Source organism: Cytobacillus sp. QJM3NY_8, from assembly GCF_056173585.1.
The window spans coordinates 4,268,939-4,293,211 of record NZ_CM149681.1; the positions used below are offsets into that span (position 1 = coordinate 4,268,939).

The following is a 24,273-nucleotide window of genomic DNA, read 5'->3' on the forward strand; positions in this document are numbered from 1 at the left end:
AAAATGCGAACGCATTCTCGAGGATCAAGCGTCCTCCGCTCCAACCAACTCAGTGGATTTAGCTAGATTGTAGATTTAAATCCACAAAACTTATATTAACAGCCTTTCAAAAAGAAAACTTCTCTAGAAAAAGAGAAGTTACGCAGCCATATATTCAACCCACATTTCTTTGAGCTGGTTAGAGAGAACAGGCGTATTCTTAACCATTAATTCTGCCATAAAGGAATTATTGATCGGCCCCTGCAGCACTTCTATTGGAACCAGTGCGGCTATGTATAATAGAATAAACATGATAAGATAGACTTCGATAAATCCGAGAATGCCGCCAGCCCAAACATTCAGCTGTTTTAGAATAGGAAGATGGGCAACAAAATCAAGCATGCTTCCAATAATCTGCAGTAATATTCTTACCGCAAAAAAAATCACGACAAAAGCAATGGCGCGATAGTAAGCATCTTCAAGATCTGCATTCTCAAATAACGTCTGAATCGCCGAGTCACTGCTAAAGCTGGGATATGGCACCCATAAAGTCAGCTTAGGTGCTAGCTCGCCGTAATACATACGGGCTACAATGAAAGCAATAATGAATCCAGTCAAATGAATTAATTGAAGGATAAATCCTCTTTTCAAGCCTATAAAAAAGCCAAAAACCAAAATAATGATAATTGCAAGATCCAGCATGACTACTTTCCGTCCTTTACTCTATTTAATTCGTTTTCCAGCCGTTCCAGACGGTCTGTTAGCTTTATATAATCATTAACAGCATTGACTGCGGTTAGCACGGCTAACTTACTAATGTCGAGTGAAGGATTCTTCGAACTGATCTCACGCATTTTATCGTCAACCAGCGAAGCGACAAGGCGAACATGGCTGGAGCTCTCCGAGCCTACTATTACATATTGCTGTCCATAAATATCTACACTTGTGCGATTTCTTTGTATCTCTGACAACGCCCATGCCCTCCTTTTTTAAAGAATCCTAATCAATATCATAACATGAACGTATATTGGTGGGAAGTCAAAGCATGTCAAAAGAGCTCAGTTCATGTAAATCTTTTTCCAAATAGAGGCAGCAGATTCAAACAGTTAACAAAGATGAGGAGAATTAATATGAGCCAAGTAGTACTTTTAAAAAAGGCAAATGAAATCTCAGAAATGAAGGCCTATTATTCAGGCAGGCTAAATGACAAGCTGCCTCCCGGAAGCGTATTTGCTGCAAAGGTGCCAGGGTGTTCGATCACTGCCTATAAATCGGGGAAAGTACTCTTTCAGGGCAGCGGAAGTGAAACAGAGGCAAAAAAATGGGGAGATACCGCACGCAGTGCACAGCCGAGCAAAAAAACCAGCCCTGCAGCGGCCAACTTGCCGGAAAATATCAGTTCCCTTTCTGTCATAGGATCAGACGAAGTGGGTACCGGTGATTATTTTGGCCCCATCACGGTTGTTGCAGCTTACGTAAAAAAAGATCAAATCCCTTTGCTGAAGGAGCTTGGAGTAAAGGACTCCAAGAATCTGGGAGATGAAAAAATCATTGAAATCGCAAAACAGATAAAAGATATCGTTCCCTACAGCCTGTTAACCCTGCATAATGAAAAATACAATAAGCTTCAGCAATCAGGGATGTCACAGGGGAAAATCAAAGCATTGCTGCACAATCAGGCAATCGGGCATGTTTTAGGGAAAATTGCTCCTGAAAAGCCTGAAGCCATTTTGATTGACCAGTTTGCAAAGGAAGAGGTTTACTTCAACTATTTGAAAAACCAGCAGACCATTCAAAGGGAACGGGTCTTTTTCAGCACAAAAGCGGAAGGAATCCACCTCGCAGTTGCAGCAGCATCCATCCTGGCCCGCTATGCGTTTGTGCGCCACTTTGAAAATCTTAGCACAAAGGCCGGTTTCCGGCTCACTAAAGGCGCCGGTCCGAAGGTTGATGAAGCAGCAGCCCGGCTGATCAGAGATAAAGGGCGTGAGGCATTGCCTTCTTTTGTAAAACTGCACTTTGCGAATACTGAAAAAGCGATGAAGCTTTACAGCAGGAAGTATAATTGATAATGAAGCAGCCAATTTAAGGAGATTGGCTGCTTTTTCCTGTTTAAGAGGACCATAACTCTTTGGAATAAATATTTATCGGCCAAAAGCAGAGGTTTATCGGCCAAAATGAGAGGTTTATCGGCCAAATGAGCTGTTTTAACGGCCAAATAAAGAAAAGGCAGCCTTCGGGCTGCCTTCCTCATTATTTTATCCTCTCAATACTGCTCCGGCTTTTTCCTTCACAGCATCCAATACTTTATCATGTGCTTTTGTTACATCTTCATCCGTTAGTGTACGTTCAGGGTCGAAGTATTTAAGGGAGAAAGCAATTGATTTTTTGCCTGGCTCCATCCGTTCGCCTTCGTACAGGTCAAAAACATGAACGTCTTTTAATAGCTTGCCGCCGGCTTCTTTAATGATTCCTTCAAGCTCGCCTGCTGCTGTTCCCTTATCTGCCACAAGGGCAATATCCCTTGTGATGGAAGGGAAACGCGGGATAGCTTCATACTGCAAAGGTGAAACTTCTTCATCCAGGATCGCTTTTAAGGAAAGCTCAAACGCATATGTTTCTTTCAAATCAAGCTCTTTTTCCACAGTAGGATGGATTTGGCCGACAAATCCCACTGATTTCCCGGAAAGCAATATTTCTGCTGTTCTTCCAGGGTGCATCCCATCCTTTTGTGCCTGACGGAATTCAGCCTTATCGGATAGTCCCAGCTTATCAAATAAGCCCTCAAGAACTCCTTTTACAGCGTAAAAATCAACCGGCTTCTTTTCTCCCTGCCATGGGTGGCTGTGCCATAAGCCAGTAACCGCTCCAGCAAGGTGCTCACGCTCTTCAGGCAGATCCTCTTCTCCATTGGAGAGGAAGACCGCTCCTGTTTCATAAACAGCCAGGCTGTCGTTCTGGCGTGCAGAGTTATATTTTAATACTTCTAGAAGCTGCGGAACAATACTTAATCGGAGCAGGCTGCGATCTTCACTCATAGGCATTGCCAGCTGCACAGGTTTGCGCTCTTCCAGTGCATATTGAGACGCTTTTGCTTCATTTGTTAATGAATAGGTTACTGCCTGGTAAAGTCCTGCACCTTCGAGGTAACGGCGGACCATTCTGCGTTTGTTCTGGTATTCAGATAGATGCCCTGGTGTAGAGGACCCAACAGGCAAAGTGGATGCCAGATTGTCGTAGCCAAATAAGCGGCCAACTTCTTCAATAAGGTCTTCTTCAATCGTAATGTCGCCTCTGCGTGTTGGAACTGTAACAGTAATCGTATCGTTATCAGTATTTGTTTCAAATTGAAGACGGGCAAATATATCCTCTACTTCTTTCATGGATAGTTCCGTGCCAAGCACACGATTGATTTTTTCAAGCGTTACAGACACCACAGCGGGTTCCACTTGCAGTGCATCTGCTTCCACGGAACCTTCAAGCACTTCCCCGCCCGCATATTGTGCAAGCAATTGAACAGCTCTTTCTGCAGCAGCTCTAACTCTGTTTGGATCCACACCTTTTTCAAAACGGGCACTTGCTTCGCTTCTTAAGCCATGATCTTTTGAAGCTTTTCTAACCGTTGCCCCTTTAAAATAAGCTGATTCGATAAGTACATTTTTAGTGTCCGACTGTACTTCAGAATTTGCCCCGCCCATGACGCCGGCAAGTGCAATGGGTTCAGACCCATTTGTTATTAAAAGGTGATCTGAGGTTAACTCACGCTTGGCATCATCAAGAGTAACAATCACTTCACCATCTCTTGCTTTGCGGACAAGGATTTGCTTTGATCCCAGCCGGTCATAATCAAAAGCATGAAGCGGCTGGCCGTATTCAAGCAGAATGTAGTTTGTGATGTCCACCACGTTATTGTGAGGGCGAATGCCCGCCGCCATTAAACGAGCCTGCATCCATACAGGAGATGGACCTATTTTTGCATTTTTTACAACCTTCGCAACGTAAAGAGGATTATCTTCTTTTGCTTCCACCTGAACTTCAATATAATCAGAAGCCTTTTCAGATGAAGTCTCAGCCTGCGGCTCAGGAAGCTTTACTCCTCTTCCTAAAATAGCAGCTACTTCATAAGCAACACCCAGCATGCTTAAGCAGTCAGAACGGTTCGGAGTCAGCCCAAGCTCAAGAATCTGGTCGTCACGATTAAGCTGCTCAAGAGCATCCTGGCCAACTTCTGTATCATTAGGGAAAACATAAATGCCCTCAGCATATTCCTTTGCAATCAGCTTGCTTTCAATGCCCAGCTCTTGAAGTGAACAGATCATTCCATTTGATTCTTCGCCTCGCAGCTTCGCGCGCTTAATTTTGAAATTGCCTGGAAGCACAGCTCCAACGGTAGCCACAGCCACTTTCTGCCCTTTATCCACATTTGGGGCACCGCATATGATTTGTACAGGCTCACCAGCTCCTGTATCAACTAAGCATTTATTCAGCTTATCAGCATTTGGATGCTGTTCTCTTTCAAGGACATGCCCTACTACAACACCTTTGATGCCTTCATTCAAAACTTCTACACCTTCAACTTCGATACCGCTTTTTGTAATCTTTTCTGCAAGCTCTGCAGGTGTAACGCCTGATAAATCAACATATTCCTGCAGCCATTTATATGAAACGAACATTTATGATCCTCCTCTTTTATTGTCCAGCTCCTGCTTCTGCCCCCTCGAGGTTATAAGTCATTCTGCCATGAAGGTTAAAGAACAACCTTCATGGCAGCTTGCCTTATGCATGTCGGGGTTGAACAGTCGCCTCCGCTTTTCTAATTACTCATGAATTGAAAATTGCTTTAAGAAACGAACATCATTTGTATAGAAGTGGCGAATATCATCCACACCATACTTCAGCATGGCAATTCGCTCAGGTCCCATTCCGAATGCAAAGCCTGTGTATTTCTTAGAGTCGAAGCCTGCCATCTCAAGAACATTGGGATGAACCATTCCGGCGCCAAGAATTTCAATCCAGCCAGTGCCTTTACATACGCTGCAGCCTTTTCCGCCGCAGATTTTACAGGAAATATCCATTTCCACAGATGGTTCTGTAAATGGGAAGAAACTTGGGCGAAGACGGATTTCCCTGTCATCTCCGAACATTTTCTTCGCAAACACTTCCAGTGTTCCTTTCAAATCGGTCATTCGGATGTTTTCATCTACAACAAGTCCTTCTATTTGCATGAACTGGTGGGAGTGTGTAGCATCATCATTGTCACGGCGATACACTTTTCCCGGACAGATGATTTTAACCGGCCCTTTGCCTTCATGCTTCTCCATTGTTCTTGCCTGTACCGGCGAAGTATGGGTACGAAGAAGAATCTCTTCTGTAATATAGAAGGAATCCTGCATATCGCGGGCAGGGTGGCCTTTAGGGAGGTTCAAGGCTTCAAAATTATAATAATCTTTTTCAACTTCAGGGCCTTCAGCTACTGTATAGCCCATTCCAATAAACAAATCTTCAATTTCTTCAATAATGCGTGTCAGCGGATGATGGTTTCCTGATTTGACAGGACGTCCAGGAAGAGTAACATCTATCTTTTCAGCAGACAGCTTTTCCTGTACTGCCGCTTCCTCAAGATGCTTCTGCTTTTCTTCAATTCCTGCAGCAATACTGTCTCTTACTTCGTTAGCAAGTGCCCCCATTTTAGGGCGCTCTTCCGCAGACAGTTTCCCCATTCCTTTTAGAACTTCAGTTATTGGACCCTTTTTGCCCAGGTAAGAAACACGGATGTCATTTAATTCTTTTAAATCAGCAGCAGTGCTGATTTTTTCCAACGCTTCAGTTTGCAGTTCCTTTAAACGTTCTTGCATCTAAATATCCTCCTTGAAATTAATACTTTTACTTTTTTGGCCAAAATAAAAAACCTCTATCCCCATAAAGGGACGAGGTTTCGCGGTACCACCCTTTTTAACACATATATGTACTTCATGCACGTGTTCACTTCATTGGGATAACGGCTTATGCCGGTACATCTTTACATCGAAAAGCGGAGGCGACAAGCATAAGACAAGATGGCATGAAGGTTGAACTTTACCTTCATGACAGATTGGCTTATGACCTCTAGCCCCTAGGAGCCGGAGCTAGACAGTTATCTATTCTTTCTCGCTTACTTTTCAATGGTCCCGATGCCAACTCAGGAGGTGAATGTTCCCTTGCATTTCCTGTAAAAATGCTTTCAGTCTTAGGCATTTTCTCCCTGAAAAGGCTGACTGCAAGGTATTGGTCTCCGTCATCGTTTTGTTATTATAATTTTGCTGTTAATTATATTACATTCTTGAGGCTGTTTCAAACGGTTTTCAAAAAATGGCCGCCCATTTTCTATTTTCTTAAGTGATAAAGAAGAATTCCGGCAGCCACCGCCACATTAAGTGATTCGCTTTTCCCGAATATCGGTATATAAAGGTTTGCTGCTGTATTAGCCAGAAGCTCTTTATTCACCCCATTTCCTTCATTTCCAACGAGCAGCGCGAAGGAATCAGAGGACTCATACTTTGTGTATTCCCGGGCATTTTCCAAAGCAGTTCCATAGACAGGAACTTTACTTTCTTTCAGTCTGCCAATCCAGTCAGACAGATTCCCTCTTAAAACCGGCAAATGGAAGTGACTGCCCTGTGCAGAGCGGAGCACCTTTGGGTTATATGCGTCAACGCTTCCTTCACCCACAATAACGGCATCGATACCAGCAGCATCTGCCGTCCTGATCATCGTACCCAGATTGCCGGGATCCTGGACGGCATCAATTAATAAAAACCGTTTTCCTTTTACTTCCTCGGAAGATGGTTCCTGACTGCAGACAGCAAAGATTCCCTGCGGCGTTTCCGTATCCGCCAGCTGCCCGATGATTTCTTCTGTAACCATTGTTACAGGGATGTCGCCATAATCCCATCCGGGAGGCATGTCTTTATTTTCACTAATGATTATTTCAGCTATTTGATTGGCTTTCAGTGCTTCTTCCACTAAATGAAAGCCTTCAACCAAAAAGGTTTCTGTTTTGTCCCGCTCTTTTTTGGTCAAAAGTTTCTTCCATTCTTTAATTTTTGGATTTTTTGCAGATTGTATATGCTTCAACACGGTCTCTCCTTTTATAGAAAATCCCGCACAACCGGAATTTCTTTATACAGTTTTTTCATTATAGCCTATTTGAAATACATAATAAAAGCGAAATTAGAGAAGATAATAACGAATTAAATCTGGAAGGAGTGCATCAAGGTGAATTTAAACCTGCGCAATGCCATTTTACACAATGTTTCAGGCAACTCTCAAGACGAACTTAAAGATACGATCGTAGATGCCATTCAAAATGGGGAAGAGAAAATGCTGCCTGGATTAGGTGTTTTGTTTGAAGTAATTTGGAAAAATTCTTCAGAGGAAGACAAGCTGGAAATGCTTCAAACATTGGAGAGCGGCCTTAAATAAAATGAAAAAACTCCGGTATAGCTCCGGAGTTTTTTTAATTCTGCTAAATAACAAAGGGTAAAGCTTAGATAACTGTCCAGCGCCATCAGCTCTCGGGTCAAAGCAGCGGGCCTTCAGCTTTTCTTATTCAAAAGTAATCCTATCCACTGTTTCCCGATCAAGCTTCTTAATCACTTCAGCAATAAGCTTAACGGCATTTTCATAGTCATCGCGGTGAAGCATTGCTGCATGGGAATGGATATAGCGAGTTGCAATGGTAATGGAAAGTGATGGAACTCCATTATGAGTAACATGAATGGCTCCTGAATCTGTTCCGCCGCCAGCGATGGCATCAAATTGATATGGGATATTCAATTCATCCGCAGTGTCTGTTACTAGATCACGAAGACCTTTGTGCGAGACCATTGATGCATCATAAAGGATGATTTGCGGCCCTTTGCCCATTTTGCTCATGGCTTCTTTTTCAGAAATCCCTGGCGTGTCACCTGCGATTCCCACATCTACACCAAATGCGATATCCGGCTCGATTTTTTGAGCCGAAGTGCGGGCTCCGCGAAGTCCAACCTCTTCCTGAACCGTTCCTACACCATATACTTCATTTGGATGATCAGCATCATTCAATTGCTTAAGCACATCAATGGCAATTGCACAGCCGATGCGGTTATCCCAAGCCTTTGCCAATAGCATCTTTTCATTATTCATAACCGTAAACTCAAAATATGGAACCACCATGTCACCAGGTTTTACTCCCCATTCTTTCGCTTCTTCACGGCTTGAAGCACCAATATCAATGAACATGTCTTTAATTTCAACAGGCTTTTTGCGCGCATCCGGGGACAAGATATGCGGAGGCTTAGAACCAATTACCCCGGTGATATCTCCCTTGGACGTTACAATCGTCACACGCTGTGCAAGCATAACCTGTGACCACCAGCCCCCAACTGTCTGGAAGCGGATGAAACCTTTATCATCAATGTTTGTTACCATAAATCCAACTTCATCTAAGTGGCCAGCCACCATGATCTTAGGGCCGCCTTCTTTGCCGGTTTTTTTAGCAATCAGGCTTCCCAGTCCATCTGTTGTCACTTCATCAGCATATGCTGCTATGTATTTTTTCATAACCTCGCGCGGTTCGCGCTCATTTCCCGGAATTCCTTTCGCATCCGTTAAGTCTTTAAGCATGGTTAACGTTTCATCTAATTTAGCCATCATTTCGACTCCCTTAATATTTATTCAACCCTATTATACCGAACATGCGATTTAATATAAAGAATTATCAGACGGATATTTACTCCGGCTGCAGGCGGACCTGCAGGATTAGTATCCTTCAGCCTGCCTTTTATAATTTACTTCATTTTTATCTATATATGCTTTTTCTATATCTGAAGAGTTAAAACCAAGCATTTCCCCTAGCTGCAAATAGGCAGCAATAAGCTCTTTATAATCGGCTAGGGAACGGCTAGTCCGAAACTGTCCGATTTCATCATATACAGACAAAAACTGGCCATTCACTGACTCTGCCTTTTCCAAAGGAACAGCATATTCCTTTTCAGCATCAAATCCGCATTCAATTCCAAGTGATAAAATGAAATGTATACCGTCTACAAACTCTTCCAATACTGTTTCCTGAGGGGAGGATGGCTTAAGGCTCCAAAACTTGAAGCATCTTGTCTCATTTGCAAGCTCTCCCAATTCAACCAGCAGCGCAAGCACCTTACGTTCAAATAAATCTTCTTCCTCTAAACCATGATTTGATTCTATATGGCTGTCCAGCCCTTTTTGCATTTGAAATAATAGCTGATAATTCATTTTCCACCATCCTATAAGAAATAAATGATTAACATACAAAACATTGCCTATCAAAAAAATTATAACAAATCGCAAAAAGGTTGAAACTTTTTTTAATCTCATCCGTAAAGTAAGGAAAATAATAATGGAGGGCTGGTTAATATGTGGCTCCTGCGTATGCTATTGTTTGCTCTGATTCTTTTTCTTATATACACCGCGGTAAAATATCTGCTGAATTCTAAGAGAAAGCTCGAGCTTGCCCACGAACAGAAACGATATTATTTTTGGGATGACCAGGAAAATGTCAGGAAGAACTTCCTGATTACGTATAAAGGGGTTCTATTTGAGGGCGAAAAATATCTGGGAACCACGGACAATGCCTTTGATGTGGTCTCCATTTTCATCTGGCCGCACAATACATCGGCCCTTAAAGGGATGGTAAGGGAGGATTTTCTTTTTATAGAAAGAAAGATAACCGAGGCCTATCCCACTGCAAAAATTGACTGGAAAAGCCCTGTGAAGGAATTTATGCATAAAACAGCTTCACCAGGAGATGAAATTAAAAACCATTTATAAAAAAAACGTTCGGCAGCCCCGAACGTTTTTTTATGCTGCTTTAAAGAATTCCTTCCATTTAATGACAATCACCTTTTCCCTCAGCACAAATACTAAAACAGAAAGGGAAAGCAAAATCAGAATAATCATTGAAGGAGTGAATCGGCTGATGAATTCTCCGAAAACGGTATAAAAAACAGCCAGCGGCAAATTGGTGATCCAAGAATTTTTCAAATATTGATCCAAACCCTTATTCCTCTCCATAAGACAAAAGTTCAATAAATGGTAATGAATAAAAGGGATGAGCCTTAAAACCGCAACCTGACCGACAGTCAAATTCCGGTATTCCCCGAACCACCGCTTTCTTAGTAATGAAAGCTTTTCATGTGTCCTCGGCATTTTTGTGATCAAGAAATAAAAAAGAATGCTGCTGATCATCAGTCCTGCAATGGAGAAAACAGAACCAAAAAAACTTCCAAACAGAACTCCTCCAGTTATGCAGACAAGCGGTACCGGAATGAATAGAAACTGCCTGATGATATGAAAAAAGATAAAAGCAATGGGAGCAAGAATTCCAGCAGTCTCTGCCATGGCAAACAATAGAGTCAATTGATCATTCATGCCCTCACCTCTCCCCGATGTCTTTCCTGCTGTTCCCTAAAGCTTATGGATAGCCCTGATAGTTTATGACAAGAGAATAATCAGGTACACAAGTAAGCCTGCTTCAAGCATCGCCAGAATAGGCAGTCCCCATTTAAACTGCACATGCTTTGTTTTATGCCTGAAAGCCTTCATTCCAAGAGTCATTCCCGCAGCCCCGCTCAAAATGGCTGTGATCCAGAGATTTTTTTCGCTGATTCGATACTGATTCCGTTTCGCCTTCTCCTTATCAAGCTTCATCAGATAAAAACCAGCCGCATTCATAATCAGATAGATAAGAGCAATTGTCTTGACCATGAGCTTTCTCCTTTATATGTATTAAGTCTGTATTGAGCTTAAATGAAACAAAAGCTTCTGTCCATTTAAAGCAAAATAAAAACCATTCCCACATTTAAGGGAATGGCTATTTTATGAATAATTATTACTTGCTAAGCTGCTGCTTTGCAACTGATGCTAATTCAGCAAATGCTTTTTCGTCAGCGATTGCTAATTCAGCAAGCATTTTGCGGTTAACTTCGATGCCAGCAAGCTTTAAACCATGCATTAAACGGCTGTAAGAAAGACCGTTCATGCGAGCTGCTGCGTTGATGCGAGTAACCCAAAGTTTGCGGAAGTCGCGCTTTTTCTGGCGACGGTCGCGGTATGCATACATTAGGGATTTCATAACCTGCTGGTTAGCAACTTTGTATAATGTATGTTTTGAACCGAAATAACCTTTAGCTAATTTGATGACTTTTTTACGACGTTTGCGAGTAACTGTACCGCCTTTTACACGTGGCATATTATTTCCCTCCTAATTTCGAGATATTACTTAAGATTTACTAGTAAGTTACGGATGCGCTTGTAATCGCCTGAAGAAACAAGAGTTCCTTTGCGAAGCTTACGCTTTTGCTTTTGAGATTTGTTAGCGAACATATGGCTTCTGTAAGCATGAGAACGCTTCAGTTTACCAGAACCTGTTCTTTTGAAACGCTTAGCAGCGCCGCGGTGAGTTTTCATTTTTGGCATTGGGAATTCCTCCTCTTACTTGTCGTTTTTCGGTGCTAAGACCATAAACATGCTTCGGCCATCCATTTTTGGATGCGATTCCACTACTGCAACTTCATTGCATGCTTGTGCAAACCGGATTAAAACACGCTGGCCAATTTCCTTATGCGTAATGGCACGACCTTTAAATCGGATCGATGCTTTTACTTTATCGCCTTTTTCAAGGAATTTAATAGCATTGCGAAGCTTTGTATTAAAGTCATGCTCTTCAATAGTCGGGCTAAGACGAACTTCTTTAATACTGATAATCTTCTGGTTTTTGCGAGCTTCTTTATCTTTCTTCTGCTGCTCGAATTTGAACTTTCCGTAGTCCATGATACGGGCTACCGGAGGTTTCGCATTCGGTGCAACCAGAACAAGATCCAGATTGGCACGAGAAGCAATTTCAAGTGCGTCGAATTTTGATTTAATACCTAACTGCTCGCCGTTTTGGTCAATAAGACGGACTTCGCGGGCGCGAATGCCCTCGTTTAACAACATATCTTTGCTAATAGCTAGACACCTCCAAGGTTTAATGCGAACACAACGTTTGGGTCAAGAAAAGCGCAAGCGCCTGCTGGAGCAGACAACTTTTAAGCTGCCAGCTGCACCGGACCAAAGCTGAATCGCAAGTTATGCAACATTTCTCTTCCGGAGCGGAAGCAGAGCTGTTTTTAACCAAATAAAAAAGTGCGGATGAAAACACCCACACTTACGTATATAAACAGAAAATGTTCACGTAAAACCTGCCAACTGCACTTTGCGTCAATCAGGTGAGAAGCGGGTGCTTCTTCTTTTCCTCAAACTGTATTCAATTTACCTTAGCTACTATATCACAAAGTATGATTTCGTGTCAAACGAATAACTTTTATCACAACGAAGAAAAGCATAACAAAATTAATCGCTTTTGGCAATATGATTTCAACATTTTTTCAAAATGAATTTAATGCCAACTTTCTGGTTTGCACAGCTGACTTGGGTATTACAGATTCTGCGGCTGTCACAAAAACTTCACAAAAAAGGGCTGCAGCTCGTGCAGCCCTTTTTCATAATTATCGTTTAACTTCTGCTTTTAATGCTGAGATGAAGTCTTCAAATGAAACTGTTTCTGATTTCTGCTCTCCATATTTACGGACATTGACAGCTTTTTCAGCTACTTCATTGTCCCCCACAACAAGCATGTATGGAGTCTTTTGCATTTGCGCTTCACGGATCTTATAGCCGATTTTTTCATTGCGGTCATCCAGCTCTACGCGGAAGCCCTCTGCCTGAAGCTGCTCCCGGACTTGTTTTGCATAATCAAAGTGAATATCAGGAGAAACCGGAATGACCTGAACTTGAACCGGGGCAAGCCATGTTGGAAATGCTCCCTTATACTCTTCAATCAGGAATGCCACAAAACGCTCCATAGTGGAAACGACACCGCGGTGGATAACGACCGGACGATGAGGCTTTCCATCTTCGGCTACATAAGTCAGGTCAAAGCGTTCAGGAAGCAAGAAGTCCAGCTGGACAGTGGATAATGTCTCATCCTTTCCAAGAGCAGTTTTAACTTGAACATCCAACTTCGGACCGTAGAAAGCTGCTTCACCTTCTGCCTCAAAATAATCAAGGCCGATTTCATCCATGGCTTCTTTAAGCATTGCCTGTGCTTTTTCCCACATTTCATCGTCATCAAAGTACTTCTCAGTATCCTGTGGATCTCTGTAGGAAAGACGGAATGAGTAGTCATTGATATCGAAGTCTTTATATACTTCAAGAATCAGGTGTACTACGCGCTTAAACTCTTCCTTAATCTGGTCAGGGCGGACAAAAATATGAGCATCGTTCAGAGTCATGCCGCGTACACGCTGAAGGCCGGATAGTGCTCCTGACATTTCATAGCGGTGCATTGTTCCAAGCTCAGCAATACGGATTGGCAGTTCACGGTAGCTGTGGATGCCATTCTTATAGATCATCATATGATGCGGGCAATTCATTGGACGAAGAACAAGCTGTTCGTTATCCATTTCCATTACAGGGAACATATCTTCCTGATAATGATCCCAGTGCCCGGATGTTTTATAAAGATCTACACTTCCCATGATCGGAGTATATACATGGTCATAGCCCAGTCTTTCTTCCTTGTCAACGATATAGCGCTCGATATTGCGGCGGATTGTTGCCCCTTTTGGAAGCCACATAGGCAAGCCCTGTCCGACTTTTTGCGAATTCATGAACAAGTTAAGCTCTTTGCCGATTTTACGATGATCACGCTCTTTCGCTTCCTCAAGGAGACGCAAATGCTCGGCCAGGTCTTCTTTCTTAAAGAAAGCTGTACCATAAATGCGCTGAAGCATCTTATTGTCACTGTCGCCTCTCCAGTAGGCGCCAGCAATACTTAATAATTTAAACTCTTTTAGTTTGCCGGTCGATGGAACGTGGACTCCGCGGCAGAGATCAAAGAATTCGCCCTGCTCATAGATTGTCACTGTTTCATCTTCAGGAATGGCTTCAATCAGTTCAAGCTTGTATTCATCACCAATTTCCTTGTACATCTGAACCGCCTCATTACGGCTGACTTCCTTGCGGACAACGTCAAGGTTTTCATTAATGATTTTCTTCATTTCTTTTTCTATCACAGGAAGGTCTTCTGGTGAAAGTGATTCTTCGAGGTCGATGTCATAATAAAATCCGCCTTCAATGACAGGACCTACCCCAAGCTTTACATTTTTATACAAACGCTTGATTGCCTGCGCCATTAGATGGGCAGTACTGTGGCGAAGAACCTCCAGCGCATCGTTTGAGTCCGGTGTTACAATTTCAATAGCTCCATCCTTTTCGATTGGACGGCGAAGATCATACATTTCTCCATCCAGCTTGCCGGCAATTGCCTTTTTCTTCAGGCCCGGGCTGATCGAAGCTGCAATATCTTCTGTTGTCGTTCCCTTTGGGTACTCCTTTACAGCTCCATCTGGAAACGAAACTTTAACAACTTCTGACATGATATTTCCTCCTTATTTATAAAGTGAAACTCCAATCAGGAGTCATTTTCTCCTGATTGTTAGTTGAACTTATCAGGCATTACGGGCAGTTATCCATACATACGTATCGAGTGTAACCAACTTGCATGGGGATATACTGTCCGTTAGACTGCGATAAAGCGCAAGCGCCTTGATCAGCCCCGACAAGCACAAGGCGGGCCTCATAAAAAGGCGTTCTTTCCTTTTTTGAAGGATTCCCGAAATGTGGAGGCGACTGCCCAGGGACGAAGACAAGCCCTGCAAGAAGGCGTTTTCTCCTTCTGAAAGGGATGGGTTAGTCTTTCGTCCCCTGGAGCCGCAACTAGACAAACTTGTGACCTCGAGGGGCTAGGCGCTGGAGCTGGATTAGATTTGCTCCTTAAACGGGTTATACACTTAAAAAAATAAAAAACCCGTCCCTAAAAAAGGGACGAGTTGTATTTAACACGCGGTTCCACCCTACTTCTCGTTCTCTTAGAAAAAAAACGACTCTGTAGTAAGATAACGGTCTTTTCCCGCCAGCCCATTTCCTGGCTGGAGTTCAGAGGCGGTAAGCATTCGAATCGTGTTAGGAAGGTTTCAGCCCTGCCTTCCCTCTCTTTAAACCGTATCAGAATACCCATATCCTCATCGCAACTTTTGCTCGATTTTTATAATATGTACGTTATTATAGTTTGTTATTTCAGGAAAATCAAGGGTATCTTTTACATTTTTCATCATCGGCATAAGAATGGGCGTTTTGATAATTATAAAAGGCTTCAATAGAGCTTAATTCAAGTCTTTCTTCAAAAATATTGCGGATTGTTCTGACCAGCGGCTGCTCGAAATCATCTGAATACAGATAAATGGCTGAAGGTGCGATTGAGAGCAGCGGCGCAATCGTAACAGAATCCACGTATACAGGATGATTGGATAATAGCTTGCGGTCAATCATTCTTAATAGCTCTCCGCGTTTAATTTCGCACAAGTGCTCATCATAAAAATAAACACCTTCATCCATCACGACATGGATCGTATTAATCTTTGGCTGCTTTCCTGACAGGAAGTCCCTCAATGTATGAATAAACATCTGATATTCCTGCTCCATTTTATATTCATCGATGGAAACTTCAACGTATTTGGTCATTTCATTCATAAGCGGCCGCATTCGGAATTTTACAAAAGAATCAAAAGAAAAGGAAATGTTATTCTGAAACAGCTGATCAATTGCGCTCCTCAAGCTTTCTTTTACATCCAGGCCACTGACAAACGCAGCAAGATCCTCCCTGCTTCCTTCCAAAATAGAGTGAATGATCTCAAGAATCTGCTGCTGTTCACCTTCATCCTCATAATAATAATGCTCCATCAGTATCCGTTTAAACCAATCATCCTGCTTCTGGTTCACTATAAATTGAAAAAATACTTCCTTAACAATATTCAGGACATTGCCGTTATTTCCAGCAGAGACTCTGACTATATGTCGATCTTCAAAATGAAGAATATTATTATCACATTGACAAAAAGACTGCAGCTGCTCATAAAGATGCTCATAAAAATTCCTCGCATCCGTGCTGCTTTGGAAAATGATTTCGATCAACCAAATCCCCCCTTTATACAAATCTCTGTTCTATGTATATGGCGGACTTGGCCAAGTTAGAAGTGGGATTAGCCTTTTAGTGCATTAAACTATAAGAAAAGCGGAAGCGCCTTGCCCATGAAGGAACGCAGACTAAAAACGCCACGTCCTCCCAAATGCTAATGCTTTCGGTCGTGCGATGTATACGCTGCCGAAGCTAGACAGCATCAAAGTTCAAAGGAATGATTTCTTACTTTATAACAAAAGCTGCCGGACACTTTATCGGCAGCTTTCAGATTATTATACTCTTCTGTTCGGTCCTTCTACAAGCACTGGTTCAGCAAGGTATTTAATGCGCTCCATGATTCTCCTTGCCTTCATTTTCTCTTCCTCTCCGCGCTGGCTGTAGGAGAGATGATGTTCAAGACCCTGCAGGTCGAAATTGGAAGTAAAGAAAGTTGGCAGGCTTTCCTGCATGCGGAACTGCAGAATCGGCCCTAAAATCTCATCCCTTGTCCAGCTGGACATGGTTTCTGCACCAATGTCATCAAACATTAAAACCGGTGCTTTTTTAATGGTTTCAATTTTGCTGTTAAGAGTTTGATCTCCAATTGAATTTTTCAATTCCCTGAATAGTTCAGGAACGTAGACAATCATGGAGGATACTTTCTGGCTTGCAAGCTTATTGGCGATAGCACCAAGCAAATAAGATTTTCCTACACCGAATTTCCCATAAAAATAAATTCCTTTTCCCTTGGATCCCGGCTGGTAGTCCATAACAAAAGATGCCGCCTTATCAACGGCCTCAATACGATCGTCATCATCATATATGGAATCAAAAGTGGCATGAAGGATATCAGATGGTACATATAAGCTCTGAATTAATTTTTCATTTCTCCGCTTCTCATCGTGCATGACCTTGCGCGGGCACTTATCATATTTCAGATCGACCGATCCTCTTTGAATCACAAGTTCCGGATGATAGCCCTGCATAAAGTTCACACAGCCCTCCAGGCTCGGACATTTATTGCACTCCTTGCTCTGCTGTGTATACTCAAAGAGTTTGCTAAGGCTCTTTTCAACCATCTCAGATGTCAATTCATCTTGATGAGTTTGGATAAAAGCCTTTACTTCAGGGTGATTAAGCGTTTGGTTTCTCATCATTTCATACCTTTTTTGAAAACCTTCATTGCCCGCAAGGCGCCTTAATGTTTCATTAATTTTCTCCATCAATCAGTCACCTCCTGTGAACGCAGTTTTTTTAATTTTTCATGAAGCTCCTTTTTCTTCATTTCCAGCTCATACTGATCCTTTTCGCTTATTTGCTGCTGGGGCTCTTTCTTTTTGGCTGATGAACTGCTTTTTTCATCAAACCAGTCCGGAAGCATCTCTGTCCTGATTGGCTTCTTTTTGTTACCGGTTGTGCTGGCAGTTTTCTTTCCTTCCGCCCAATCCAGGTATTGCCGGTGTTCTTTCTTAGCTAAAGCAATAGCTTCCTGGGGTGTTTTTATTTTCTTTCTAGCCCAGTGGCCAGCTATTTTTTCTACGTAGCCTTTGGTCAATTTCATATCTGTTTTGAGCATAACATATTGAATCAGTACATTAATTACCCCTGGCAAAAGCTTTTGCTGAAACATGACATCTTCAATGATCTGCATATCGCCTTTTGATGGCTCTGCCCCTCCTGATATATCTTTTAATAGCTGCCTTGGTGAGGTGATTTCCAAATAACGGATCAACTCTTCTTCCTGCGTTTCAGGCTGTTTTTTATGAGTCTGATGGATGGCAGGCTGAACCCTGTCAATCAGGGATGGCAGCTGGTCCTGGTTTTGGAATTGATACCAGTCCCGTGCAGATTTTCTCAACTCATCAATGTTTATCTCATTATCTTCATTTACAGCGCTGATGACGATATTTTTCATTTGAATGGGGTCGATTCCGTACAAAAAGGCAAGATTGCTGATAGATTCCTTTACTTTAACTGTAATGGCCTTTTTCGGTACTAGTGATTCATTCAGCCCTGCCTGAAGCAGTTCAAAATTAAAATCTTCATTCCCGATTTGAATACCTTCCTGCTCCTGCCTTCCAATATACCCTTCCACCTCTGATTCATTCATCAGCTGCACCACTTCATCGTCAATCTCAAAAGAACCAGGGTGTCCTGATTGAAATACATCCTGAAAAGCCTTGGTTACTTCCTTATACCCTGTAGCTGTCTTCACCTTCTGTTCTGAAAAGAAGCGTTTAAGCCTCATAAATTGGTTTCTGCCCAATTTCTTATAAAGATAAATATTAAGCATGCCATCAAGGAAAAATTGTTCAGGTGTCAGCGGGGGAAGCAGTTCATAAATAAATGACCTTGTCTCTTCATCTTTGTTTACGTATACCTTTAAAAGTCCTATCCCTTCAAGCTTAAGGCGGGCTTCATATATATCCTTAAGCCCCATGTCCATGAAATTCATTAAACTATGGTGTGAATTAGAAGATGACCATAGCCGATTTTCTTCAAGTTCCGCCCATAATGTCATATATAAACTGAAGCACACAGAGCCAATGAGCGGCTGGTATAACAGCGTCAGCACTTTTCGGTCATAATCATGCAAAAGCCCGCTGGCTGCTACTGTATATCGATCAATGGGGAGCATCTCCTGCCAATGCTGGGCCATGGTATTTCACCTTTTTCTATTAAGAATATTTATCACATTGATTAATATCAAAAACATATACCGTAAAAAAAGAGCCAAAGAAATCCTTCAGCCCATCAAACTATTTCATTCAAAATCAGGGACAGCGGCAACTGACCTGATTTAAGAGTGTTCTTTTTTGATTAATTCTTTGAGTTCATCAATAAAAACATTGATATCTTTAAATTGCCTGTAAACCGATGCGAAACGAACATATGCCACATCATCCACATTTGCGAGCCTGTCCATGACCATTTCGCCAATTTCATCACTTTTTATTTCAGAGACACCGTTGCTGCGGAGCTCTTTTTCCACTTCAAAAGTAATGTCCTCCAGGTCCTTTAGGGCAACCGGCCTCTTTTCACATGCCTTAATAAGGCCTCTAAGTATTTTTTCCCGGCTGAATTCCTCTCTGGTGCCTTCTTTTTTCACAACAATTAAAGGAATTTCTTCCACTTTTTCAAAAGTCGTAAACCGGTACCCGCATTTCTCGCATTCCCTTCTGCGCCGAATGGATCTGCTGTCATCAACAGGACGGGAATCGAGAACACGGGTATTATTGTTTTGGCATGAAGGGCATCTCATACAATCAGCTCCGAATTCTTTTATAAGTAAGTTATTTTGCTGGCGTTAGATCAATTACCGAATTTTATTTGATACTCTTATCTTATAAAAAAGGAGTTGTCAGTACAAGTACAACTATTTATCTGCGTTTCTTGCAGAACCGAGAAAATCATGCCGTTTATTCACCTTTTCATAAATGGAAAGAACTTCTCCCTTAAGGATTGGGTGGACACCTGCCGGGGAGGATTGCTCAGTTGAGATATTGATATCTACAGCCGTTTCGAAAGGCCTGACAGTCACGACTGTGACAATGGCAAAACAAGCTTTATTTTTCTTAATTTCTGCTGCTATCTCGCCGCGTTCTCTGGAAATGCTGAGAATGTTCACATTCTGGTCTGCTTTAAATAAATCTTCAATCGTTTGCATCATTTGAGCTGTATTGGTTCTATAATATCTTGTAGTGAGCTCAGGATCAGAGTGGTTTTCATTTGTTTCACACTGCTTTTTATAGCGGCTGGCAAGCTGCCTGAAAATAGACATCCTCTTTCCTCCGATATTTATTATGTATCCTTATTGTACTATTTTTGAGGAAGATACTAAAGGTAGTGGCAGAGTATTAAACAAAATAAAAAGAGGTGTATTGAATACACCTCTGGATTGCCTAAGATCATTCTGTTATTAAAGTACTTGAGCTTGTTTAACTTGAACTGGACCCATACCGCGAGGAATTTCGATATTCTCACGCGTTTGAGCTCCTAACGATTCTGCAATAAAGTCTGCAGCGATGTTAGGGTCAAGATCTCCACACGTATACACATCAATGCTGGCATAGCCATGCTCCGGGAAGCTGTGAATAGTTAAATGAGATTCAGAGATGATAACCACTCCGCTTACACCCTGTGGTGCAAATTTATGAAATGCAACCTCGCGAATTTCAGCACCAGATTTTAATGCAGCATTTACGAATGTCTGCTCAATAAAATCCATATCATTTAACTTTTCAAAATCGCATCCCCAAAGTTCTGAGATTACGTGACGACCCATAGTTTCCATATTCAAATTTCCCCCTTTAAACTTTTAAGCTATTAATTAATGAAATTCCAGATTTAAACTGGTCCATAACTACCACGGGGGAAAGTTAGTCCAGAGAGGTCCTAACCCTTTAAGTAGCTACCATACCAAAACCTCGGAGAAGTTCACGAGGATTAGTATACTTTGTTTAATTTCTTTTTGCAACACATTGTTTTACATTTTTTTTGGCAAAATTTCTGAAGGCTTTGTCCTTCTCAGGATTTAATTCTGTCCAATAAAAGGAGCCTGCCGGGGAATGGCAGGCTTTAAGGGTATGGGTAGTTTTATATTAAGAGAAATTGGCGATTATCCAATTTTTACTGCAGATGCCTGGAAAAGTTCCTGTGCAACAAATTTTGTTAAGTCTACAACACGGCAGGAATAACCCCACTCATTATCGTACCATGCAAGTACTTTTACTTTGCTGGTGCCGATTACCATTGTAGATAATCCATCGATGATGGCAGAGTGTTCATTTGTGTTGAAATCAATTGAAACCAATGGTTCGTCAGTAATATCAAGGATACCGTGCAGCGATCCCTGTGAAGCAGTTGCAAATGCCGCATTCACTTCTTCTAATGTAACGTCGCGCTTTAAGTCCACTACGAGGTCAACTAATGAAACGTTAGGCGTTGGGACACGGAGTGCCATTCCATGCAATTTGCCCTTTAAGTGAGGCAATACCAGCGACAAAGCTTTAGCGGCACCAGTGGAAGTCGGGATTATGGACTGTCCGCAAGCACGCGCCCGGCGTAAATCCTTATGCGGGTTATCAATATTTTTTTGGTCGTTTGTATATGCATGAACTGTTGTCATAAGTCCGTTTTCAATGCCAAATTGTTCATCAAGGACTTTTGCAACAGGTGCAAGACAGTTTGTTGTACATGAAGCATTAGAAATAATATCATGTTCTTCAATTTTTAATGCGCTTTCATTTACGCCCATAACAATAGTCACATCTTCATTTTTTCCAGGAGCAGTCAGAATTACTTTTTTAGCTCCGGCTTCAAGGTGAAGAGCTGCTTTATCACGTGAATTGAACTTTCCTGTTGCTTCAATGACGATATCGATGTTCAATTCTTTCCACGGAAGCTCTTCAGGATTTCGGCTGCTGACAAGCTTAACACTTTTTCCGTTCACCACAATAGCATTGTCTTCAGGAACAACACTTCCTTCGAATGGTCCGTGGTTTGTATCATATTTAATTAAGTGTGCCAAAGTTTCAGCTGGATAACTTGCATTTATGGCAACCACTTCAAGATTTTCATCAAGGATGGCTTTTCTAAAAACCATACGTCCAATTCTTCCAAAACCGTTAATCGCTATTCTCGCCTTCATGTTACGGCCCCTTCCGCATTAGTGTTATACTTTTTGTTACCCTAAGATGTAATTAGTATAACATATATAAAATCATTTGTGATGAATTAAATGCGGATTTTTTAATGTTTAACAATTCAGAAATATAAACCCTTTACTTTCACCATGTTTTATGGGGTAATGGTCTAAAAATCAGAAACATATAGTTTATTTTTGTCATACTAATTGGGTATTAAATGCAACAAAAAAGAGCCTGTGACAGGCCCTTAGATAGCATTCCATTTTCTTAAAATATCCCACAATTGTTTCTCTGTTTCTTCAATCCTGCCATTATTATCGATTACAGCATCGGCCAATGCCTTCTTTTCTCTTAAAGGCATTTGGGAATGAATTCTTGCCATTGCTTCTTTCTCGGAAAGCTGATTTCTTTGCATCAGCCTCTGCAGCTGTATACCTTCATCTGCATAAACTAATAATGTTTTGTCGCACATGTATTGTAATTTACTTTCAAATAAAAGCGGTATATCTAAAATAATCATCTGTTCATTACGGCTGATAGCTTGTTCCTTTTTGGCTGTCATTCTTTTGCGGACAGCAGGATGTACAATGCTATTTAAGGCTTTCCGCTCTTTTTCATCATGAAAAATAATGGAGCCCAGTTCCGCACGATCAATTGAACCGTCTTTGAGCAGAACCCTTTCCCCAAAATGACGGACAATTTCCTGATAAGCTTCCTCTCCTTTTTCAACAGCTAATCTGGCTTCTATATCCGCGTCGATTACAGTGTATCCTTTTTCGATGAGGAGAGATGAAACGGTGCTTTTCCCGCTTGCAATCCCGCCTGTCAAACCTACAGTCAGTGACATAGTGTGTTCCTTTCATTTAAAATGCTAGATTTTTAATATCCCGATTACGATTAAAATAATTCCAGGGATGAATGAGAACTTATGGACCCACCCGCTTTTGGAGAAGAGGGATCCTACTTGCATTCCCATAAACACAAACAGAGAACTCATAACGGCGACTGTCATTGCCAGGTAGAAAGGCGAGTACCCAAGCATGGCTGCACCGATCCCAGCTCCGAAAGCATCAAGGGATAAAGCGAGCCCGAGCATCAGTGCTTCAATTCCTGTGATGGTTCCGGATTTGTCAAAATCAGCGGACATCGGCTTTTTCAGGATATTAATGACAAGCCCAAGAGATTTGATTTCCAGGTTCACAATCGTTTTTTCATGCGGCAGGACATCCTTAATCTTTTCCGGCCTGAAAAATTGATAAAGTACCCAGGCACCAAGAAAAATAAGTATGACTCCCCCAAAACTTTCAGCTAAAGCCGGAGATAAAAAGGCTTCTATAAAATGGCCAATTGTCATGGCAGCCATTAATGTTAAAGCTGAACAGCAAGCGATTATACTGATCGATTTAAATGGTATGCTCATTTTCCTTAAGCCATAGGTTAAACCGACACTAAAACTGTCAAGACTGACAGCAAAAGCAAGTATCAAAAGAGAGAATGTATGCGCCATAGAATAGAGCTCCTTCCTGTCAATCGCTACGATAGTATATGGAAGAAGCCCATCCAATGTTATTCGAAACGCATTTCAGCTCTATTCTGCATTATTATTTTTTCTGGCATGCTGGACAATAGACTGTCCCTCTGCCTCCTGTCACGATCCGCTCAAGCGTGCTTCCGCAGACTTTGCAATCTTCCCCTTTTCGCCCATACACATAAAGTTCAAGCTGAAACATGCCAATTTGCCCCTGGGAATTAACATAGGAGCGAATGGTGCTCCCTCCCTTATCAACCGCTTCCCTCAGGGTATCTGCAATCTCTTTGTGAAGTGTCTCCAATTCGCTTTTTGTTAAACTATTTGCCGCTCTTTCAGGATGTATTCGTGAACGGAATAATGCTTCATCGACATAAATATTTCCTAACCCTACGATCGTTTTCTGATCGAGAAGTGCAGTTTTGATATTGCGGGTGGTCCGTGCAAGTCTTGCAGCAAGGTCTTCTGCCGTAAACTCTTCTCCAAATGGTTCCGGTCCCAGGTGTGCCAGCGGAAGAGTCTTAAATTCTTCACCCTTTGCATATAAGTGCATCGTTCCAAATTTACGGACATCCTTATATCTGAGCTCTGTGCCATCTGTAAAATGAAAAATCACATGAGTATGTTTATCAACAGGCTCTTCTTTTAAAAAAAGTCCGTACCTGCCTTCCATTCTCAGATGGGACACAAGGGCATAATCAATGGTATAGAGTATTAGAAACTTTCCTCTCCTGCCAATGTCCTGAAAAATTTGGCCTGCTAAAGCATCCTTGAATTGGACAAGCTCTTGCGGATGCTTAACCATTTTGGGCCAGAAAACCGAAACATGTGCAATGGTTTTGCCAATGACCAATTCCTGCAATGTTCTTCTGACCGTTTCAACTTCAGGAAGTTCAGGCATGGTCCTCCCTCCTTTGTAAATCAGTTAAAAATGCTTTGGACTTTGCTTTATGATATATATTGAATCCTGTTTGCCGGGGTGTTAATTTCCGCTGCAGGCACTCGCTTTCCGCGGGGCTTCCGGGAGCCTCCTCGGCGCTATGCACCTGTGGGGTCTCCCTGGG

The 24,273-nt window shown here is 42.0% G+C and carries 26 protein-coding genes and 1 other annotated feature; of the genes, 3 read left to right on the plus strand and 23 right to left on the minus strand.

Features of this window, described 5'->3' with window-relative positions:
* Positions 1 to 138: 138 nt before the first annotated feature.
* Together AC0VZ9_RS21930 and zapA are read right to left on the minus strand one after the other, a co-directional pair.
* Positions 139 to 681, minus strand: a complete 543-nt coding sequence (locus AC0VZ9_RS21930; protein WP_217025951.1) for a CvpA family protein — start codon at positions 679 to 681, stop codon at positions 139 to 141.
* Positions 682 to 683: 2 nt separating this feature from the next.
* The gene (gene zapA / locus AC0VZ9_RS21935) at positions 684 to 950 is read right to left on the minus strand and encodes a cell division protein ZapA (RefSeq protein ID WP_009333202.1); all 267 of its coding nucleotides are present in this window, start codon (positions 948 to 950) and stop codon (positions 684 to 686) included.
* Between the two features lie 159 nt (positions 951 to 1,109).
* Here zapA and rnhC point away from each other — a divergent pair, with 159 nt between their 5' ends.
* Complete coding sequence (rnhC, locus tag AC0VZ9_RS21940) at positions 1,110 to 2,048, plus strand: ribonuclease HIII (RefSeq protein ID WP_009333203.1); 939 nt, start codon at positions 1,110 to 1,112, stop codon at positions 2,046 to 2,048.
* Between the two features lie 189 nt (positions 2,049 to 2,237).
* On the opposite strand, the gene pheT is transcribed toward rnhC, so the two are convergent.
* The 3 genes from pheT to AC0VZ9_RS21955 all read right to left on the minus strand — a co-directional run bounded on the left by pheT (position 2,238) and on the right by AC0VZ9_RS21955 (position 7,092).
* A complete protein-coding gene (pheT, locus tag AC0VZ9_RS21945) occupies positions 2,238 to 4,652 on the minus strand; it encodes a phenylalanine--tRNA ligase subunit beta (protein ID WP_217025952.1) in 2,415 nt (804 codons plus the stop codon).
* Between the two features lie 144 nt (positions 4,653 to 4,796).
* On the minus strand, positions 4,797 to 5,834 hold the full coding sequence (gene pheS, locus AC0VZ9_RS21950; RefSeq protein ID WP_009333205.1) for a phenylalanine--tRNA ligase subunit alpha: 1,038 nt from the start codon (positions 5,832 to 5,834) through the stop codon (positions 4,797 to 4,799).
* A gap of 508 nt (positions 5,835 to 6,342) precedes the next feature.
* Positions 6,343 to 7,092 carry a TrmH family RNA methyltransferase gene (locus AC0VZ9_RS21955; RefSeq protein ID WP_019383093.1) on the minus strand — a complete coding sequence of 250 codons (750 nt, stop codon included), beginning with the start codon at positions 7,090 to 7,092 and terminating at the stop codon, positions 6,343 to 6,345.
* A gap of 141 nt (positions 7,093 to 7,233) precedes the next feature.
* Between AC0VZ9_RS21955 and sspI the strand changes: the two genes are divergently transcribed.
* Positions 7,234 to 7,440 carry a small acid-soluble spore protein SspI gene (sspI, locus tag AC0VZ9_RS21960; RefSeq protein WP_009333207.1) on the plus strand — a complete coding sequence of 69 codons (207 nt, stop codon included), beginning with the start codon at positions 7,234 to 7,236 and terminating at the stop codon, positions 7,438 to 7,440.
* Between the two features lie 123 nt (positions 7,441 to 7,563).
* Here the strand turns inward: sspI and AC0VZ9_RS21965 are convergent, their stop codons facing one another.
* Positions 7,564 to 8,649 (minus strand): M42 family metallopeptidase, encoded by a 1,086-nt coding sequence (locus tag AC0VZ9_RS21965; RefSeq protein ID WP_251263999.1) that lies wholly within the window; start codon positions 8,647 to 8,649, stop codon positions 7,564 to 7,566.
* A gap of 108 nt (positions 8,650 to 8,757) precedes the next feature.
* Entirely contained in the window at positions 8,758 to 9,249 is a 492-nt protein-coding gene (locus AC0VZ9_RS21970; protein WP_009333210.1) for a dUTP diphosphatase, read from the minus strand.
* A gap of 141 nt (positions 9,250 to 9,390) precedes the next feature.
* Here AC0VZ9_RS21970 and AC0VZ9_RS21975 point away from each other — a divergent pair, with 141 nt between their 5' ends.
* Entirely contained in the window at positions 9,391 to 9,804 is a 414-nt protein-coding gene (locus AC0VZ9_RS21975) for a hypothetical protein (RefSeq protein WP_009333211.1), read from the plus strand.
* Positions 9,805 to 9,834: 30 nt separating this feature from the next.
* Here AC0VZ9_RS21975 and AC0VZ9_RS21980 read toward each other — a convergent pair whose 3' ends face one another.
* From AC0VZ9_RS21980 to mutM, 16 genes are all read right to left on the minus strand, one after another.
* Positions 9,835 to 10,404, minus strand: coding sequence for a TVP38/TMEM64 family protein (locus AC0VZ9_RS21980; protein WP_475396726.1), 570 nt, complete (start codon positions 10,402 to 10,404; stop codon positions 9,835 to 9,837).
* Between the two features lie 63 nt (positions 10,405 to 10,467).
* On the minus strand, positions 10,468 to 10,740 hold the full coding sequence (locus tag AC0VZ9_RS21985) for a DUF1294 domain-containing protein (protein ID WP_475396727.1): 273 nt from the start codon (positions 10,738 to 10,740) through the stop codon (positions 10,468 to 10,470).
* Positions 10,741 to 10,864: 124 nt separating this feature from the next.
* A complete protein-coding gene (gene rplT, locus AC0VZ9_RS21990; protein WP_009333214.1) occupies positions 10,865 to 11,224 on the minus strand; it encodes a 50S ribosomal protein L20 in 360 nt (119 codons plus the stop codon).
* 26 nt (positions 11,225 to 11,250) lie between these two features.
* Positions 11,251 to 11,451 carry a 50S ribosomal protein L35 gene (rpmI, locus tag AC0VZ9_RS21995; protein ID WP_009333215.1) on the minus strand — a complete coding sequence of 67 codons (201 nt, stop codon included), beginning with the start codon at positions 11,449 to 11,451 and terminating at the stop codon, positions 11,251 to 11,253.
* Between the two features lie 15 nt (positions 11,452 to 11,466).
* A complete protein-coding gene (gene infC, locus AC0VZ9_RS22000; protein WP_009333216.1) occupies positions 11,467 to 11,970 on the minus strand; it encodes a translation initiation factor IF-3 in 504 nt (167 codons plus the stop codon).
* A gap of 177 nt (positions 11,971 to 12,147) precedes the next feature.
* Positions 12,148 to 12,271, minus strand: a sequence feature (ribosomal protein L20 leader region).
* A gap of 250 nt (positions 12,272 to 12,521) precedes the next feature.
* Positions 12,522 to 14,453, minus strand: coding sequence for a threonine--tRNA ligase (thrS, locus tag AC0VZ9_RS22005; RefSeq protein WP_009333217.1), 1,932 nt, complete (start codon positions 14,451 to 14,453; stop codon positions 12,522 to 12,524).
* A 709-nt stretch (positions 14,454 to 15,162) separates the two neighbouring features.
* Positions 15,163 to 16,047: a putative sporulation protein YtxC gene (ytxC, locus tag AC0VZ9_RS22010; RefSeq protein ID WP_217032711.1), complete on the minus strand. Its 885-nt coding sequence runs from the start codon at positions 16,045 to 16,047 to the stop codon at positions 15,163 to 15,165.
* 279 nt (positions 16,048 to 16,326) lie between these two features.
* A complete protein-coding gene (dnaI, locus tag AC0VZ9_RS22015; RefSeq protein WP_019383087.1) occupies positions 16,327 to 17,256 on the minus strand; it encodes a primosomal protein DnaI in 930 nt (309 codons plus the stop codon).
* Positions 17,256 to 18,692 (minus strand): replication initiation and membrane attachment family protein, encoded by a 1,437-nt coding sequence (locus tag AC0VZ9_RS22020; protein WP_475396728.1) that lies wholly within the window; start codon positions 18,690 to 18,692, stop codon positions 17,256 to 17,258. The genes dnaI and AC0VZ9_RS22020 overlap by 1 nt, the downstream gene beginning before the upstream one ends.
* A 141-nt stretch (positions 18,693 to 18,833) precedes the next feature.
* Positions 18,834 to 19,295: a transcriptional regulator NrdR gene (nrdR, locus tag AC0VZ9_RS22025; protein ID WP_009333221.1), complete on the minus strand. Its 462-nt coding sequence runs from the start codon at positions 19,293 to 19,295 to the stop codon at positions 18,834 to 18,836.
* Positions 19,296 to 19,409: 114 nt separating this feature from the next.
* Positions 19,410 to 19,814: a hypothetical protein gene (locus AC0VZ9_RS22030; RefSeq protein WP_009333222.1), complete on the minus strand. Its 405-nt coding sequence runs from the start codon at positions 19,812 to 19,814 to the stop codon at positions 19,410 to 19,412.
* A 138-nt stretch (positions 19,815 to 19,952) separates the two neighbouring features.
* A complete protein-coding gene (gene speD / locus AC0VZ9_RS22035; protein WP_009333223.1) occupies positions 19,953 to 20,327 on the minus strand; it encodes an adenosylmethionine decarboxylase in 375 nt (124 codons plus the stop codon).
* A gap of 324 nt (positions 20,328 to 20,651) precedes the next feature.
* Positions 20,652 to 21,683, minus strand: coding sequence for a glyceraldehyde-3-phosphate dehydrogenase (locus tag AC0VZ9_RS22040; RefSeq protein WP_009333224.1), 1,032 nt, complete (start codon positions 21,681 to 21,683; stop codon positions 20,652 to 20,654).
* Positions 21,684 to 21,928: 245 nt separating this feature from the next.
* Positions 21,929 to 22,528: a dephospho-CoA kinase gene (gene coaE, locus AC0VZ9_RS22045; protein WP_009333225.1), complete on the minus strand. Its 600-nt coding sequence runs from the start codon at positions 22,526 to 22,528 to the stop codon at positions 21,929 to 21,931.
* A gap of 24 nt (positions 22,529 to 22,552) precedes the next feature.
* A complete protein-coding gene (gene ytaF / locus AC0VZ9_RS22050; protein WP_009333226.1) occupies positions 22,553 to 23,188 on the minus strand; it encodes a sporulation membrane protein YtaF in 636 nt (211 codons plus the stop codon).
* Between the two features lie 94 nt (positions 23,189 to 23,282).
* Entirely contained in the window at positions 23,283 to 24,110 is an 828-nt protein-coding gene (mutM, locus tag AC0VZ9_RS22055) for a DNA-formamidopyrimidine glycosylase (RefSeq protein ID WP_475396729.1), read from the minus strand.
* Positions 24,111 to 24,273 lie beyond the last annotated feature (163 nt).

What these genes read in the sequence shown, in the direction of transcription:
- AC0VZ9_RS21930 (WP_217025951.1), bottom strand. Translation starts at nt 681, where the DNA reads ATGCTGGATCTTGCAATTATCATTATTTTGGTTTTTGGCTTTTTTATA.
- rnhC (WP_009333203.1), top strand. Translation starts at nt 1,110, where the DNA reads ATGAGCCAAGTAGTACTTTTAAAAAAGGCAAATGAAATCTCAGAAATG.
- pheT (WP_217025952.1), bottom strand. Translation starts at nt 4,652, where the DNA reads ATGTTCGTTTCATATAAATGGCTGCAGGAATATGTTGATTTATCAGGC.
- pheS (WP_009333205.1), bottom strand. Translation starts at nt 5,834, where the DNA reads ATGCAAGAACGTTTAAAGGAACTGCAAACTGAAGCGTTGGAAAAAATC.
- AC0VZ9_RS21965 (WP_251263999.1), bottom strand. Translation starts at nt 8,649, where the DNA reads ATGGCTAAATTAGATGAAACGTTAACCATGCTTAAAGACTTAACGGAT.
- AC0VZ9_RS21970 (WP_009333210.1), bottom strand. Translation starts at nt 9,249, where the DNA reads ATGAATTATCAGCTATTATTTCAAATGCAAAAAGGGCTGGACAGCCAT.
- AC0VZ9_RS21975 (WP_009333211.1), top strand. Translation starts at nt 9,391, where the DNA reads ATGTGGCTCCTGCGTATGCTATTGTTTGCTCTGATTCTTTTTCTTATA.
- AC0VZ9_RS21980 (WP_475396726.1), bottom strand. Translation starts at nt 10,404, where the DNA reads ATGAATGATCAATTGACTCTATTGTTTGCCATGGCAGAGACTGCTGGA.
- AC0VZ9_RS21985 (WP_475396727.1), bottom strand. Translation starts at nt 10,740, where the DNA reads ATGGTCAAGACAATTGCTCTTATCTATCTGATTATGAATGCGGCTGGT.
- rplT (WP_009333214.1), bottom strand. Translation starts at nt 11,224, where the DNA reads ATGCCACGTGTAAAAGGCGGTACAGTTACTCGCAAACGTCGTAAAAAA.
- rpmI (WP_009333215.1), bottom strand. Translation starts at nt 11,451, where the DNA reads ATGCCAAAAATGAAAACTCACCGCGGCGCTGCTAAGCGTTTCAAAAGA.
- infC (WP_009333216.1), bottom strand. Translation starts at nt 11,970, where the DNA reads ATGTTGTTAAACGAGGGCATTCGCGCCCGCGAAGTCCGTCTTATTGAC.
- thrS (WP_009333217.1), bottom strand. Translation starts at nt 14,453, where the DNA reads ATGTCAGAAGTTGTTAAAGTTTCGTTTCCAGATGGAGCTGTAAAGGAG.
- dnaI (WP_019383087.1), bottom strand. Translation starts at nt 17,256, where the DNA reads ATGGAGAAAATTAATGAAACATTAAGGCGCCTTGCGGGCAATGAAGGT.
- AC0VZ9_RS22020 (WP_475396728.1), bottom strand. Translation starts at nt 18,692, where the DNA reads ATGGCCCAGCATTGGCAGGAGATGCTCCCCATTGATCGATATACAGTA.
- nrdR (WP_009333221.1), bottom strand. Translation starts at nt 19,295, where the DNA reads ATGAGATGCCCTTCATGCCAAAACAATAATACCCGTGTTCTCGATTCC.
- AC0VZ9_RS22030 (WP_009333222.1), bottom strand. Translation starts at nt 19,814, where the DNA reads ATGTCTATTTTCAGGCAGCTTGCCAGCCGCTATAAAAAGCAGTGTGAA.
- speD (WP_009333223.1), bottom strand. Translation starts at nt 20,327, where the DNA reads ATGGAAACTATGGGTCGTCACGTAATCTCAGAACTTTGGGGATGCGAT.
- AC0VZ9_RS22040 (WP_009333224.1), bottom strand. Translation starts at nt 21,683, where the DNA reads ATGAAGGCGAGAATAGCGATTAACGGTTTTGGAAGAATTGGACGTATG.
- coaE (WP_009333225.1), bottom strand. Translation starts at nt 22,528, where the DNA reads ATGTCACTGACTGTAGGTTTGACAGGCGGGATTGCAAGCGGGAAAAGC.
- ytaF (WP_009333226.1), bottom strand. Translation starts at nt 23,188, where the DNA reads ATGGCGCATACATTCTCTCTTTTGATACTTGCTTTTGCTGTCAGTCTT.
- mutM (WP_475396729.1), bottom strand. Translation starts at nt 24,110, where the DNA reads ATGCCTGAACTTCCTGAAGTTGAAACGGTCAGAAGAACATTGCAGGAA.